The following is a 13,554-nucleotide window of genomic DNA, read 5'->3' as shown; positions in this document are numbered from 1 at the left end:
GCGCCTACTTACCCTGCTGTCAGTAACCTGTCACGCCGCGCAGCAGCACGGCCCCGAAGCGCCGGTCGCCGCTGTCGACACGGAGACCATCGGGGGTCGTCTGGCTGGTCAGCGGCAGGCGCAGATGCCGCACCGCAACACGCGCGCCGTGCATCTTGAGCAGCGCGACGTCGCCCGCCTTGCCATGGACCAGAGCGGCGCGGCCGTCGCTGCCGAGCAGCGCCTCGCCAGCGTCGAAACCCGAGATCAGGCCCTCGGCGGTCTCGCGCGCCTCCTCGGCGCTGGCGATGGCGGCGCCGCGGCCGAGGCCCAATGCCCAGGCCGCCAGCGTCATCACCAGGATGGCGCCGAGCGAGCCGGCAAAGACGTAGAGCTGCGTCACGCCTTGCCCGAGAGCTGGTCGAGCAGCGGGCGGATGCCGGAGATGTCATAGCCGGCCTGGGCGGCCTTGGCGGTGATCTCCGCCGGGTCGCTGCCGCGCGAGGCCTCGGCCAACGCCCAAAGGTTGCAGGAGCGGGTGCCCGAGCGGCAATAGGCGAGCACCGGACCGTTCGCCTCGGCCAGCGCCGCCGCCATTGCCTCGACCTGCGCGGAGGAGAAGCCGGCATGGGTCACCGGGATCGCGGCATAGCCGAGCCCGGCCGCCTCGGCCGCGGCGCGGATCGCCTCGCCTTCGGGCTGGCCCGCTTCCTCCTTGTCGGGGCGGTTGTTGATCACGAAGCTGAAGCCCTGCTCGGCAAGGAACGACATGTCCTCGGCGGCGATCTGGGGAGCGACGGAGATGCTGTCGTCGACGCGGCGCAGGTTCATTGGTTTTCCACCTTCCGGGTTTCGAGGATCGGTTGATTGGCAGCCCAGCCCGCGACCCGGCGCTCGGCCGCGGTGATGCCCTTGAGCACCTCTTCGGCCGCGGGATCCTGGCAGCCCATGTCGTAGCTCAGGCTGGCACTGCCCCAGCGGACCGTGCCGTAATAGTGATCGGTGATCCGCGGGCCGCATTCCAGCTCGCGCCCGGCATGTTTCTCGCCCAGCGCAAGCAGCTTGCGGATCTCGGCGAAACCGGCGGGACCGGCGGAAAAGCCGCGCGTGACCAGCCGCTCCGCCTTGAAGACATCCGGCTCGGGCACGGTGTAGCTGCCCTTGCCGGCCGCATCGATCGTCCAGCGCGAGACCGGGCGGCCCCAGCTGTTGCGGTCCATCGCGATGCTCGGCGGGGCGGACGGGGCGGGCGCGGGTCCGGGCTGCGGCGCGCAGGCGGCGAGCAGGACCAGACTGGCGAGCAGGATTCTCACGCGGCCTCGCGGATCACTTGCAGGAAGGCGTCACCATAAGCGTCGAGCTTGCGCGCGCCAACGCCCGAGATGTTGCCCATCGCGGCGATGCTCTCGGGCTTGAGCAGCGCCATGTCGCGCAGCACCGAATCATGGAAGATCACATAGGGCGGCAGGCCGGTTTCCTGCGCGATCTCGCGGCGCTTGGCGCGCAGTGCCTCGAACAGCGGATTGCCGACGGGATTGTCCCCGCCCGCCTTGCCGCCGCCGCTCCGGCGCCGCTCGCGCTTGGGCGGCAGCACCAGCTCGACCTTGGCCCCGCCCTTGAGGATCGCGCGCGCCTCGGGCCCGAATTCGAGGCCGCCATGATCGTTCGCCCGGAGTGCGTCGCGCAGCAGCAGCGCGCGGGCGACAGGCTTGACCAGCGCCGCCTCCTCGCCCTCGACGATGCCGAAGACCGATAGGCTCTCATGCCCGTTGCTGATGCTGCGATCACTCGACTGGCCGAGCAGGATGCTCTCGATATAGCCTACCCCGAACATCATGCCGGTGCGGAACACCGCGGAGAGGAATTTCTGCGCGGTCACCGTCGCGTCGATCGCGGCGGGCGGGCTCAGGCAATTGTCGCAATTGCCGCAGCTTTCCGGCGCGTTGTTCTCGCCGAAATGCCTGAGCAGGATACGGCGGCGGCAGGTGGCGGTCTCGACCAATGCGCCGAGCGCCGTGAGCCGGGTGCGCTCACCGGGCTGGCGCGCAGGCTCTACTTCGCCGATCCGCTGGCGGGCGCGGGCGAAATCATCGGCGCCCCAGAAGAGATGCGCCACCGCCGGATCGCCGTCGCGGCCCGCGCGGCCGGTTTCCTGATAATAGGCCTCGATCGACTTGGGCAGGCCGGCATGGGCGACGAAGCGGACATCGGGCTTGTCGATGCCCATGCCGAAGGCGACGGTGGCGACCACCACCATGTCCTCGCTGGCGACGAACGCCGCCTGGTTGCGGCGGCGGACCTCGGGGTCGAGCCCGGCATGATAGGGCAGCACCGGGCGCCCGGTCTCCGCCGCCAGCTTCTCGGCCAGCTTCTCCACCCCGGCGCGGGTCTGAGCATAGACGATGCCCGGGCCGGGCGTCTCCTGGATCAGGTCGATCACCTGCCGGGTGGTGTTCTCGCGCGGGGCGATGGCGTAGCGGATATTGGGCCGGTCGAAACCGGCGACGATCATCCCCTCCTGCGGCAGCCCGAGCTGCTCGAGGATGTCGGCGCGGGTATGCGCGTCGGCGGTGGCGGTGAGCGCCAGGCGCGGCACCTCCGGGAAGCGATCGAGCAGCGGGCGGAGCAGCCGGTAGTCGGGCCGGAAATCATGCCCCCATTCGGAGACGCAGTGCGCCTCGTCGATCGCGAACAGGCTGAGTTTCGCCTGGGTGAGCAGGTTGCGGAAGCCCTCGCCCGAGGCGCGTTCGGGCGCGATGTAGAGCAGGTCGAGCTGGCCGGCACGGAAGCGCTCGATCGTCTCGGCGCGGTTCTCGTCGACCGAGGTGAGGGTCGCGGCGCGGATGCCGACCGCCTCGGCGGCGCGGAGCTGGTCGTGCATCAGCGCGATCAGCGGGCTGACGACGACGCAAGTGCCCTCGAGCATCACCGCGGGCAGCTGATAGGTGAGCGACTTGCCCGCGCCGGTAGGCATCACCGCCAGCGTGCGCTCGCCGGCGAGGACGCGGCCCACCACCTGCTCCTGGACGCCGCGAAAGGCATCGAAGCCGAAGACCCGGCGGAGCGTGTCGGTCGCTTGAGACATTCCCGCCGGTTAGCGGGCGATTGCCGGGTAAGTCGAGGCTATTTGCAGGTCACCCCGTCCTCGGGCTTCCAATCGACCAGCTCGAACCCGCTCACTTCGATCGAGGCGATCGCATAGGGCCAGTGCTCGACACCGCCCTTGCCCGGCATGACCAGGCAGACATCGGTCGGCCCGGTCCGGCCATTGCTGGTGATCTGCGCACGGTAGAGCAGCCCCCTGGCATAGCCATTGTCGACGATCAGCATCACGTGATCGGTGCCGGGCACCTGGAGGAAACGGAAGCGGAGCTTGCCCGCTTCGGGCTCGGGCGCCGGCGGCAGGCGATCGCTATTCGGAATCGGCACGGCCTCCGTCATCGGGGCCTCGGGCGGCTTCTGGCCGGAGAAGTGCCGGCCGACCGCGACCTCGAACGCGTTGGGCGTGGTGGAAACACGCTTCGCACCGACGGGCGTGCCGCCGTCGAGCGCGAACACCACCTCCTCGCCCGGCACCAGCTTCACGCCCTGCGCCGCAGCCGGACTCGCAATCGCCGCCACTAGAGCCAAAACCCATGCCGATCCGCGCATGCCGTCCCCCTTCGATGCCCCCAGACTATCCGCCGGGCGGGGGCAGGCGGCAAGCAGGGTTTGCACCGGAAAGCGCCGCCGGACGCGCGCCGCGGCGTTTCGCACCCGTATCGCCCACAGATTTTCACCCGAACCCGCTTCCCCCCGCCCCCGCCATCGGCCAAAGCGTCTGCGATGACGGTGCGCGTGGACATGGGAACGGACGGCAAGGGTGATGCCGTCGCCATGGATCTCGAGGAGCTGCTGGCGACGCGTTTGCTCGTCCAGGGCAATTCGGGGTCGGGCAAGTCGCATTTGCTGCGCCGGCTGCTCGAGAAGAGCGCCGGCCATGTCCAGCAGGTGATCATCGATCCCGAGGGCGACTTCGTCACGCTGAGCGACCGATACGGCCATATCTCGATCGAGGCGGCCGATTACAGCGAGCGCGAGATCGCCCGCTTCGCCACCCGTATCCGCGAGCATCGCGCCTCAGTGGTGCTGAGCCTGGAGGGGCTCGAGGCCGAGGGGCAGATGAAGTGCGCCGCCGCTTTCCTCAACGCGATGTTCGATGCGCCGCGCGACCATTGGTATCCGGCGCTGGTCGTGGTCGACGAGGCGCAGCTGTTCGCGCCTTCGGGCGGCGGCGAGGTTGCCGAGGATGTCCGCCGCGCATCGCTGAGCGCGATGACCAACCTGATGTGCCGCGGGCGCAAGCGCGGCCTGGCCGGAGTGATCGCCACCCAGCGCCTCGCCAAGCTCGCCAAGAATGTCGCGGCCGAGGCATCGAACTTCCTGATGGGCCGCACCTTTCTCGACATCGACATGGCGCGCGCCGCCGACCTGCTCGGCATGGAGCGCCGCCAGGCCGAGGCGATCCGCGACCTGGCGCGCGGGCATTTCCTGGCGCTCGGCCCCGCGGTTTCGCGCCGGCCGGTATCGATCCAGATCGGCGCGGTCGAAACCAGCGCGCGCAGCGGCAGCCCCAAGCTGACGCCGCTGCCCGAGGCGCCTTCGGCCGAGCTCAAGGACCTGCTGCTCGCCCCCGCCGAGCCCGAATGGACGCCGCCGGCGCCGCCCGCCCCGGTCCAGGCGCCGCAGCTCGCTTCGGACCGGCTGCTCGAGGCGCTCGCCCGCTCGGTACCGGCACGCGAGGAAGAGCCCGAGGTCGACGCCGAGGAGGCTGCGCAGAAGATCGCCGACGTGCTGCGCGACATCGTCGAGGATCCGGAGAGCACCTATCGCTCGCCTTCGGTGCTCTATCAGGACTTCCTGGTGCGCTGCCGGATGGTCGGGCTGGCCCGGCCGCCGCTCGACCTGTCGAACTTCGTCCGCCGGCTGTCGGCAGCGCGGGCCGGCATCCATGGCAATCCGGACGACGACTGGGCGCAGGCGCTGGAAGCGGCGCGGGCGCTGCCCGACGACATGCTCGGGCCGTTCCTGCTCGTCGCCCGCGCGGCGCGCGAAGGCGCGCCCTGCCCGAGCGATACCGAGATCGCCGCGACCTATGGCACCAGTTCGCTGGGGCGGGTTCGCCGGCTGCTTCAATATATCGAGAGCAAGGAGCTGTTCGTGACGCGCACCGACCTGTCGGGGAAGCGCTCGATCACCATCCCGCGGCTCGGCTGGACCACCGAGCCGGCGGAGATCGGCAGCAGCTAGAGCGTGCGCAGCCAGGCCTCGGTGGCGCCGACATGCGTCACCGGGAGCATATGGCCGCCGTCGAGCATCTCGATCGCGCCGTTCGGGATGTCCGACGCCGTCTTGCGCCCGTGCAGCTCGGGATCGAGCAGCGCATCCTGGCGGCCATAGAGGATCGAGACGGGGACCGCGATCTCGCCATAGCGCGGCGCCTGGGCCTTCATCACCTCGGGCGCCATCTCGATCTCGTAGCAGCCCATCTGGAAGCTCGCCGGGCGGATGGCGAGCGCGCCACCGGCCTTGATCGGGAAGTCCTCGGGAACCGGATCGGGGGCGAAGACCGCCACCGTCTTGGCCTTGCCGGTGCGCATCGAGAGCGGCACCGCGATCGTCCAGGCGATCAGCGGGCGGAGCGGCGCCGGGACGACGAGCCCCTTGAGCGGCTCGGGTGGCTGGTCGATCGGCTGGGTATAGGGCGCGATCAGGCCGAGCGCGCGCACCGCATCGGGGTGGCGGAAAGCCAGCGCCAGGCTGACTGCGCCGCCCATCGAATGGCCGACCAGCAGCGGCTTCTCCAGCCCGAGCGCGCGGATCGCCGCGGCGACCGCATCGGCCTGGCCGCGAAGGTCGAGTCGAGGGCCGGTTAGCACCGAATAGCCCCATCCGGGGCGGTCCATCACGATCACCCGGCGATCGCTGGCGAGGCGCCCGGCCAGCGCATAGGTGAAGACGCGCAGCTGGCTCATGATGCCGTGGATCATCACGATCGCGGGGGCATCGGCCGGGCCCATCTCGACATAATGAATGCGCACGCCGGGCACGTCGACCTGGCGGCCGTCCATCGGCACCCAGCGCTCGACCCCGCGCGAGACGTACGCCGACCAGAGAATCAGCGCCGCGAGCAGCGCCAGGATGAAGATGATCAGGCCCCAAAGCATATGTGCCCTCCCCCTGTTTTCAGGAGATGTAGCCGGTCTCTTTCAGAAATGCGCGCAGGGATTCCGGCCGCCGGAGGGGGCTCTCCTCCCGCTCCCAATGGCGCAGCATCTCGGCCCAGGCGGCACCGAAGCGGCCGATCCGCGCGGCATCGGCGACATAGGCGGCACAGGCGCCGTTGCGGTCGCGCGCGCCGGACAGGCAGGCCGGCCGCAGCCGCGCCATGTCCTCGCGGTAGATCCGGGCATAGCCCGGCTCGCGCGACACCTCGACGGGCTGGCGGCCGCGCAGGGTCAGCACCACCGGTGGGCGCGGCGTGCAGGCGTTGCAGCCGAAGCGGCCATCGAAACGGCCATCGCCGAGCACGAAGTCGATCGTGCCATCCCCGGAGATATCGCGCAGCACCCCGGGCAGCTCGCCCTGCAGATGGCCGGGGAGCCGGACCTCGCGATAGCCCGACTTTTCCGGGAGGAAGAGCTGGATCCACACATCGCCGCCCGACCCGCCGGAGCGGTTCTCGATCACCAGTCCCGGCCGGGCGTCGCCTGCAGCGAAGCGCACCACCCCCAGGCGATAATAGGCGGCCTGGTCGGTCGTCCGTACCGTGACCGGTGCGCCGCCCGCCGGCGTGATCGTCACCTCGGCCTGGTTGTTCTGCCCATCCCAGCGGCATGCCTCGGTCCGGGCTGGCGTTTCGCAGGGCGCCGGGGCGATGCCGATCCGCATGCCATCGGAAACCCAGTGGACCTGGCCCTCCCGCGGACTCCATGCGCGCAGGGTCGCGGGCGAAACTTCGGGTTCAGGGCGCGGGGGAACGGACGCCGCTGCGAGGAGCAGCAGCGGCAGGCATGCGAGCAGCTTCATGGGCGCGAATCCGGACTGGAGTATCCGCGGATGCTAGGCGCAGAACGCGCCTCGGTTCAACGGCAAAATTGCACGCTTTGCCGTTGTCATTCCGCCGGAACCTCGTCGCCACCCTCGGCCTCGCGCTCCTGTGCCTGGCGTGCCCACATCTCGGCGTAGAGCCCGTCCTTGCGCAGCAGCTGGGCATGGGTGCCCTGCTCGGCGACGCGACCGCTTTCCAGCACGATGATCCGGTCGGCATGGACCACGGTGGAGAGCCGGTGGGCGATGACGATGGTGGTGCGGCCATGCTCGATCGCCTCGAGCGTCGCCTGGATGTCGGCCTCGGTCCGGCTGTCGAGCGCGCTGGTCGCTTCGTCGAGGATCAGGATCGGCGGGTTCTTCACCAGCGTCCGCGCGATCGCGACGCGCTGCTTTTCGCCGCCCGAGAGCTTGAGCCCACGCTCGCCGACCCGCGTCTCAAAACCGTCGGGCAGCGACTGGATGAAACCCGCGATCGCGGCGCCGCGTGCGGCGGCGGCGATCTCGTCTGGCGTCGCGCCTTCGCGGCCATAGGCGATGTTGTAGCCGATCGTGTCGTTGAACAGCACCGTGTCCTGCGGGACGATGCCGATGCTCCCGCGCAGACTCGACTGGGTGACGTCGCGGATGTCCTGCCCGTCGATGGTGATGCGGCCGCCAGTGACGTCGTAGAAACGGTACATCAGCCGCGCGAGCGTCGACTTGCCGGCACCCGAGGGGCCGACGACCGCGACGGTGGCGCCGGCGGGGATGTCGAGATCGATGCCCTTCAATATCTCACGGCCGGGATCATAGCCGAAATGCACGTCCTCGAAACGGACATGGCCGCTGGCGATGGCGAGCGGCACGGCGTTCGGTGCGTCCTTCACTTCCGCGGCGCTGTCGAGCAGGTCGAACATCGAGCCCATGTCGATCACGCCCTGCCGGATCGTGCGATAGACCCAGCCGAGCATGTCGAGCGGGCGGAAGAGCTGGCTGAGCAGCGTCGAGACCAGCACGACATCGCCCGCGGTGAACTTGCCCGAGGACCAGCCGAACACGACCAGCGCCATGCCGGCGCCGAGCATCGTGTTGGTGATTAGCGCCTGGCCGATGTTGAGCCAGGCGAGGCTGTTCTCGCTGGTCGTCGCCGCCCGGGCATAGGCGGTCACCGCATTCTCGTAGCGCCGCGCCTCGCGCTCCTCGGCGTTGAAGTATTTCACCGTCTCGAAGTTGAGCAGCGAATCGACCGCGTGCGCGACGGCGCCGGTGTCGAGGTCGTTCATCTTCTCGCGCAGCTTGGAGCGCCAGTCGGTCACCCAGCGGGTGAAGGCGATGTAGAGCACCACCATCGCCATGGTGCCGGCGACCAGCCACACGCCGTAGCGCGTCCAGAAGATGCCGACGACCAAGGCGAGCTCGAGGATCGTCGGGGCGATGTTGAACAGCAGGAAATAGAGCATCGTGTCGATGCTCTTGGTGCCGCGCTCGACCACCTTGGTGATCGCGCCGGTGCGCCGCTCGAGATGGAAGCGCAGACTCAGCTGGTGGAGGTGGCGGAACACGTCGGCGGCGAGGCGGCGAGTGGCGTCCTGCCCGACCTTCTCGAACACCGTGTTGCGGAGGTTGTCGAACAGCACCGAGCCGAAGCGGGCGAGCGCATAGCCGGCGACCAGCGCGACGACGAGCCACACTGCATCACGCGAGCCCCCCGCCATCCGGTCGATCGCACCCTGCAGCGCGAACGGCGCACCATAGACCTGGACCAGCTTGGAGACGACGACGAGGCCGAGCGCGATGACGATGCGCACGCGCAGGCCGGCCGCGTTCTTCGGCCAGAGATAGGGGAGGAAACGCCGCAGCGTGGCGAGCATCGGCCGCTCGCCGGAAGGTGCATCGAGTTTGGAAGCCATCGCGGCTGAATTTGGGGCGCTCGGCGCCGGGATGCAACGGCTGGCCGTCCCGTCCGTTGTTCACCCCGGAAGGAAGGCGCGATGGACCAGGTCTTCTACGTGCTGGCGATCATGGGCTGCAGCGACGACAATCTCGACTGCCGGCAGGCGCGGATCGAGCCGGTGCGCTATACCAGCCAGGCCAGCTGCCAGGAAGCGATGGCCGAGGCGCTCCGCCGCAACATGGACCTGGATTTCCCGGTGATCGCCGGTGCCTGCCAGCGCCAGACCCCGGAAATGGCCGATAGCCGCAACGCGGATACTCGCGGCTGAACTAGCGCGGCCGCGTCCAGAGATCGGGATCGCGCGGCGCGGGAGGATAGAGGTCCCTGCGACGCCAAGCCTGCCACCAGGAGCGGCCGATCCAGCCAAGCTTCTCGAAGCCGGAGGTAGTGGCGCGATGATCCCAGGCATGCCCGCCGCGGGCCGCGACCTTGCGGGCGATCTCACCATATATGCCGGCAGCGGCGAGCACCGCCCAGGCCGAGCGGAACGGCAGCGCCGGCGTGCCGTGGCGGGCACTCTCGGCATAATCGGCAGCGGCACCGGTCAGGCGGCTCGCGAGCACGGCGAGGCGCTGTCGGAAGGGCGGCTTCATGTGCTGGCCGGGCGGGATGTCCATCTCGGTCAGCCAGTCGTCGGGCAGGTAGCAGCGGCCCATCCGGTCGTCCGCCTCGATGTCGCGGGCGATGTTGGCGAGCTGGAAGGCGATGCCGAGGTCGCAGGCACGGTCTAGCGTGGCCTCGTCCTCGGGCGAGACGCCCATGATCACCGCCATCATGCAGCCGACGCTGCCCGCGACATGATAGCAATAGCGGTAGAGATCGACCTCGTGGCGCGGGCCCCATTCGGCGGCGTCGAGCGCGAAACCCTCGACCAGGTCCCAGACATAGCGGTGGGGCAGATCGGTCTCGGCGACGACGATGCGCAAGGCGTCGAAGGCGGGATCGCCGACCCATTGGCCGTCGAGCGCCGCCTGAGTCAGTTCGCGGATACGTGCCAGCCCCGCCTGCTTGTCGACCTCGACCGCATCATGCCCATGATCCTGACCGTCCGCCAGATCGTCACAGGCGCGGCACCAGGCATAGAGCAGCCAGGCGCGCTCGCGCGTCCTGCGGTCGAACAGGCTGCTGGCGGCGCCGAAGCTGCGCGAGCCGCGGGCTATCGCTTCCCGCGCGGTCGCGACGATCGCGGCGCGCGAGGGAAGCGGGGCGCTCACAGATCGTCGCGCTTCATCTGGACGATCGTCTCGATCGGCTTGGCCGCGCCCATCTTGTCGAGCAGCCCTTCGAGACTGGTGTCGACGATCAGCATGTTCTGGTGCTGGGGACGGACGAAGCCGACCCGGCCCATATGCTCCCAGAACTCGACGAGCTTGTCGTAATAGTTGGCGATGTTGAGCAGGCCGACCGGATCCTTGTGGTAGCCGAGCTGCGCCCAGCTCAGCGCTTCCCACAGCTCGTCCATCGTGCCGGTGCCGCCAGGCAGGTTGAGGAAACCGTCGGCCAGGTCGGTGAACAGTGCCTTGCGCTCGTGCATCGTGCCGACGACATGGAGCTCGGTGAGCCCGCGATGCGCAACCTCGGCATTGACGAGCAGCTCGGGGATCACGCCGATCACCTCGCCGCCGGCCTCCAGTGCCGAATCGGCCACCGCACCCATCAGCCCGAGCTTGCCGCCGCCATAGACCAGGCCGATGCCGCGCTCGGCCAGAGTGCGGCCGACATGGCGCGCGGCTTCGATATAGACAGGGTCGGCCGGGCTGGCCGAACCGCAATAAACTGCGACGCGCTTCATATGCTGCTCTTCCCGATATGCGTGGTTTCGCCCGCCTTCGACCAGAACGCCGCGGGGAGCAAGCCGCTCACTTGCCTTCCCCCAGCATCAGCGCCGCCGTCGCCTTGGCGCTGCCGACCACGCCGGGGATGCCCGCGCCCGGATGGGTGCCGGCACCGACAAAGAAGAGATTGTCGATCGCATCGTCGCGATTGTGCGTGCGGAACCAGGCGCTCTGGGTAAGGATCGGCTCGAGGCTGAAGGCCGAACCGAGATGCGCGGCGAGATCGTCGCGGAAATCGGGCGGCGCATAGCTGAACTTCGTCACGATCCGGTCCTTGAGATCGGGGATCAGCCGCCGCTGGATCTCGGCCAGGATGCGCTCTTCCAGCACCGGGCCGATCTCGTTCCAGTCGGCGGGGAACTTGCCGAGATGGGGCACGGGCGCGAGCGCATAGAAGGTCGAATGGCCCTCGGGTGCCATGGCGGGATCGCTCGCGCTCGGATGGTGGAGATAGAGCGAGAAATCCTCGGCCAGCACGCCGTGATCGAAGATGTCGGCGAGCAGCCCCTGATAGCGCGGGCCGAACAGGATCGAATGGTGTGCGATGTCCGGAAAGGTGCCGCGCACGCCGAAATGGACGACGAACAGCGAGGGCGAGAAACGCTTGCGCTGGAGGCTCTGCGCGGCACGCTGGCTGGAGCGCGAGCCCTTGAGCAGATCGCGATAGCTGTGGACCACGTCCGAATTGCAGGCGACCGCGTCGACCTGCAGCTCGTGTCCGCTCGCGGTACGCACGCCGGTGACAAGGTCTCCCAGCGTGTCGATGCCGGTTACCGGATCGCGCAGGCGGACCGCGCCGCCAAGGCGCTCGAAATGGCGGACCATCGCGGCGATCAGCCGGTTGGTGCCGCCCTCGGCCCACCACACGCCGCCCTGGCGCTCGAGCTGGTGGATCAGCGCATAGATCGCGCTCGCGGTCATCGGGTTTCCACCGACCAGCAGCGTGTGGAAGGAAAAGGCCTGGCGCAGCTTCTCGTTGCGGATGAAGCTGGAGACCTTGGAATAGACCGAGCGCCAGGCGCCATATTTGGCGAGCGCGGGCGCGGCGCGGACCATCGACATGAAGTCCTGGAACGCAACGGTGCCGAGCTTCACATAGCCTTCCTCGTACACGCCGGCAGCATATTCGAGGAAACGGCCATAGCCGGCGACGTCCTGCGGCTCGAGCCGGGCGATCTCGGCGGCGAGCGCATGATCGTCGTTGGAATAGTCGAAACGTGTGCCGTCGGGCCAGGACAGGCGGTAGAAGGGCGAGATCGGCTTGAGCGTCACATCGTCCGACATGCGGTGTCCGGAGAGCTGCCACAGCTCCTCCAGCGCCTCGGGTGCGGTGATCACCGTGGGGCCGGCATCGAAGGTGAAGCCGTCACGCTCCCAGAAATAGGCGCGGCCGCCGGGCTTGTCGCGCGCCTCCAGCACCACCGTGTCGATGCCCGCCGACTGCAGCCGGATCGCGAGCGCGAGCCCGCCGATCCCGGCACCCACCACTGCCGCACGCTTCACTTGAACGACCCCCAGATTGCCGAAACCGCCTTGCCCAGCGGAACGGGCGGCTTGCCGGAAACGATCCGCAGCCGATCGAGCAGCGTCGAATGCCCGGCATAGAAACGCCCGATAAGCCCCGGATCGAGCTGATAGAAACGCTGGAGGACGCGGTAGCGCTCCTCGGGTTCGGCGGCCTTGAACAACATGGCGGCGAGCATGCGGTAGAAACGGCGCCGGCGCCATGTCGATCGGGCGAAATCATGGAGCAGGCGGTGCAGCGCCGCACCGCTCAGGTCGCTGGCCGCGGCGACGAGGGTGGCGGTGCGCACCGCATCGGGCAGCGTGTAGCTGGTCAGCGGGTGGAGCAGCCCGGCACGGCTGCCCGCCTTGGCGACCTTGTTGCCGCCCGCCTGCCAATAGTCCGTGAAGCTTCCGCCCATCACGACCGGGAGCACCCCGGACTCCTCGCGGACGACGTGATCGAGCTGCCAGCCGCGGCTTTGGGCGTACCCCCCGATACGGTTTCCCAGCGTGGCGGAATCGAGATTGGGGGTATCGCTGTAGTAAGTGTCCTCGACGAACGCGCAGGTCGGGCTGAAGGGCAGCGCATAGACGAAGCGATAGCCGTCCAGCTGTTCGACGGTTGCGTCCATGATCATCGGCCGGGCGAGATCATGCGGTGCGGCGAGCTGGAGTTCACAGCCATGGAATTTCTGCCAGCCGCATTCGAGCGCGGTCAGGTCGGCGGGACCGCGGCAATCGATCACCCCCTTGGCCTCGATCCGGTCGCCATCGGCGAGAACCACGGCAGTGGGACTGGCAGCGAGCACCTTGCGGCGCGTCATCACCGCCTGCTCGGGGAGCTCGGCGCGGACGACCTGGTCGAGCCGGCGCGATTCGATCGAATAATAGCCCGTGCCCAGCGTGCGCGAGACCGCGGGAAAGGCGACGTCGTAGCTCCGCCAGCCATGGCCGACCAGCGGCGCGGTGAGCCAGCGGTCCGCCGGCGCGACATCGCTGGCGAAGAAGGACCAGAGATGGTTGCCGCCGAGCCGGCCGCCGCCCTCGATGATGCGCACATCGCAGTCGGGCCGCTTCCGGCGCAGCGCGAGCGCGATCAGCCCGCCGGCAAGACCCCCGCCGACAATCGCCACGTCGCAGTTGATCGTTGCGGGCATGGCACAGGCCTAGCCGAGCGATTCGCCCGATTCCAACAAAAATGCCCCTCCC

General features: G+C 68.9%; 14 protein-coding genes. 2 read left to right on the top strand and 12 right to left on the bottom strand.

All coding sequences use genetic code 11. The annotated features are described in order from the left end of the window. Positions 1 to 19: 19 nt before the first annotated feature. From ACEN8G_RS20390 to ACEN8G_RS20370, 5 genes are read right to left on the bottom strand one after another with little or no spacing between them, the layout of a single operon-like run. The gene (locus tag ACEN8G_RS20390) at positions 20 to 382 is read right to left on the bottom strand and encodes a hypothetical protein (protein ID WP_413413885.1); all 363 of its coding nucleotides are present in this window, start codon (positions 380 to 382) and stop codon (positions 20 to 22) included. Further along, on the bottom strand, positions 379 to 810 hold the full coding sequence (locus ACEN8G_RS20385) for a TIGR01244 family sulfur transferase (RefSeq protein WP_413413884.1): 432 nt from the start codon (positions 808 to 810) through the stop codon (positions 379 to 381). Before ACEN8G_RS20385 ends, ACEN8G_RS20390 begins: the two co-directional genes overlap by 4 nt. Beyond that, the gene (locus ACEN8G_RS20380; RefSeq protein ID WP_413413882.1) at positions 807 to 1,292 is read right to left on the bottom strand and encodes a hypothetical protein; all 486 of its coding nucleotides are present in this window, start codon (positions 1,290 to 1,292) and stop codon (positions 807 to 809) included. Before ACEN8G_RS20380 ends, ACEN8G_RS20385 begins: the two co-directional genes overlap by 4 nt. Next, positions 1,289 to 3,064, bottom strand: coding sequence for a DNA helicase RecQ (gene recQ / locus ACEN8G_RS20375; protein ID WP_413413881.1), 1,776 nt, complete (start codon positions 3,062 to 3,064; stop codon positions 1,289 to 1,291). The genes ACEN8G_RS20380 and recQ overlap by 4 nt, the downstream gene beginning before the upstream one ends. A gap of 38 nt (positions 3,065 to 3,102) precedes the next feature. Next, positions 3,103 to 3,600 carry a hypothetical protein gene (locus tag ACEN8G_RS20370; protein ID WP_413413880.1) on the bottom strand — a complete coding sequence of 166 codons (498 nt, stop codon included), beginning with the start codon at positions 3,598 to 3,600 and terminating at the stop codon, positions 3,103 to 3,105. 204 nt (positions 3,601 to 3,804) lie between these two features. On the opposite strand from ACEN8G_RS20370, the gene ACEN8G_RS20365 reads away from it, so the two are divergent. Beyond that, positions 3,805 to 5,268: a helicase HerA domain-containing protein gene (locus ACEN8G_RS20365; RefSeq protein ID WP_413413879.1), complete on the top strand. Its 1,464-nt coding sequence runs from the start codon at positions 3,805 to 3,807 to the stop codon at positions 5,266 to 5,268. Here the strand turns inward: ACEN8G_RS20365 and ACEN8G_RS20360 are convergent. The 3 genes from ACEN8G_RS20360 to ACEN8G_RS20350 form a co-directional block, all read right to left on the bottom strand. Continuing rightward, positions 5,265 to 6,185, bottom strand: coding sequence for an alpha/beta fold hydrolase (locus ACEN8G_RS20360; protein ID WP_413413878.1), 921 nt, complete (start codon positions 6,183 to 6,185; stop codon positions 5,265 to 5,267). The two genes, ACEN8G_RS20365 and ACEN8G_RS20360, sit on opposite strands and share 4 nt — an antisense overlap. Before the next feature lie 19 nt (positions 6,186 to 6,204). After that, entirely contained in the window at positions 6,205 to 7,047 is an 843-nt protein-coding gene (locus ACEN8G_RS20355) for a hypothetical protein (RefSeq protein WP_413413877.1), read from the bottom strand. Between the two features lie 86 nt (positions 7,048 to 7,133). Then, entirely contained in the window at positions 7,134 to 8,960 is a 1,827-nt protein-coding gene (locus tag ACEN8G_RS20350) for an ABCB family ABC transporter ATP-binding protein/permease (RefSeq protein WP_413413876.1), read from the bottom strand. Between the two features lie 81 nt (positions 8,961 to 9,041). Between ACEN8G_RS20350 and ACEN8G_RS20345 the strand changes: the two genes are divergently transcribed. Further along, the gene (locus tag ACEN8G_RS20345; RefSeq protein ID WP_413413874.1) at positions 9,042 to 9,272 is read left to right on the top strand and encodes a hypothetical protein; all 231 of its coding nucleotides are present in this window, start codon (positions 9,042 to 9,044) and stop codon (positions 9,270 to 9,272) included. 1 nt (position 9,273) lies between these two features. Here the strand turns inward: ACEN8G_RS20345 and ACEN8G_RS20340 are convergent, their stop codons facing one another. From ACEN8G_RS20340 to crtY, 4 genes are all read right to left on the bottom strand, one after another. After that, on the bottom strand, positions 9,274 to 10,218 hold the full coding sequence (locus tag ACEN8G_RS20340) for a phytoene/squalene synthase family protein (protein WP_413413872.1): 945 nt from the start codon (positions 10,216 to 10,218) through the stop codon (positions 9,274 to 9,276). Continuing rightward, complete coding sequence (locus ACEN8G_RS20335; protein ID WP_413413871.1) at positions 10,215 to 10,796, bottom strand: TIGR00730 family Rossman fold protein; 582 nt, start codon at positions 10,794 to 10,796, stop codon at positions 10,215 to 10,217. The genes ACEN8G_RS20340 and ACEN8G_RS20335 overlap by 4 nt, the downstream gene beginning before the upstream one ends. A 67-nt stretch (positions 10,797 to 10,863) precedes the next feature. Further along, a complete protein-coding gene (locus ACEN8G_RS20330) occupies positions 10,864 to 12,342 on the bottom strand; it encodes a phytoene desaturase (RefSeq protein ID WP_413413870.1) in 1,479 nt (492 codons plus the stop codon). After that, complete coding sequence (gene crtY / locus ACEN8G_RS20325) at positions 12,339 to 13,502, bottom strand: lycopene beta-cyclase CrtY (protein WP_413413869.1); 1,164 nt, start codon at positions 13,500 to 13,502, stop codon at positions 12,339 to 12,341. Before crtY ends, ACEN8G_RS20330 begins: the two co-directional genes overlap by 4 nt. Between the last annotated feature and the right edge of the window lie 52 nt (positions 13,503 to 13,554).

The organism is Sphingomonas sp. Sphisp66 (genome assembly GCF_047324325.1).
Lineage (GTDB): Bacteria > Pseudomonadota > Alphaproteobacteria > Sphingomonadales > Sphingomonadaceae > Sphingomonas.
Note: the sequence above shows the minus strand (reverse complement) of the source record. Positions and strands in the feature narration are given on the sequence as shown.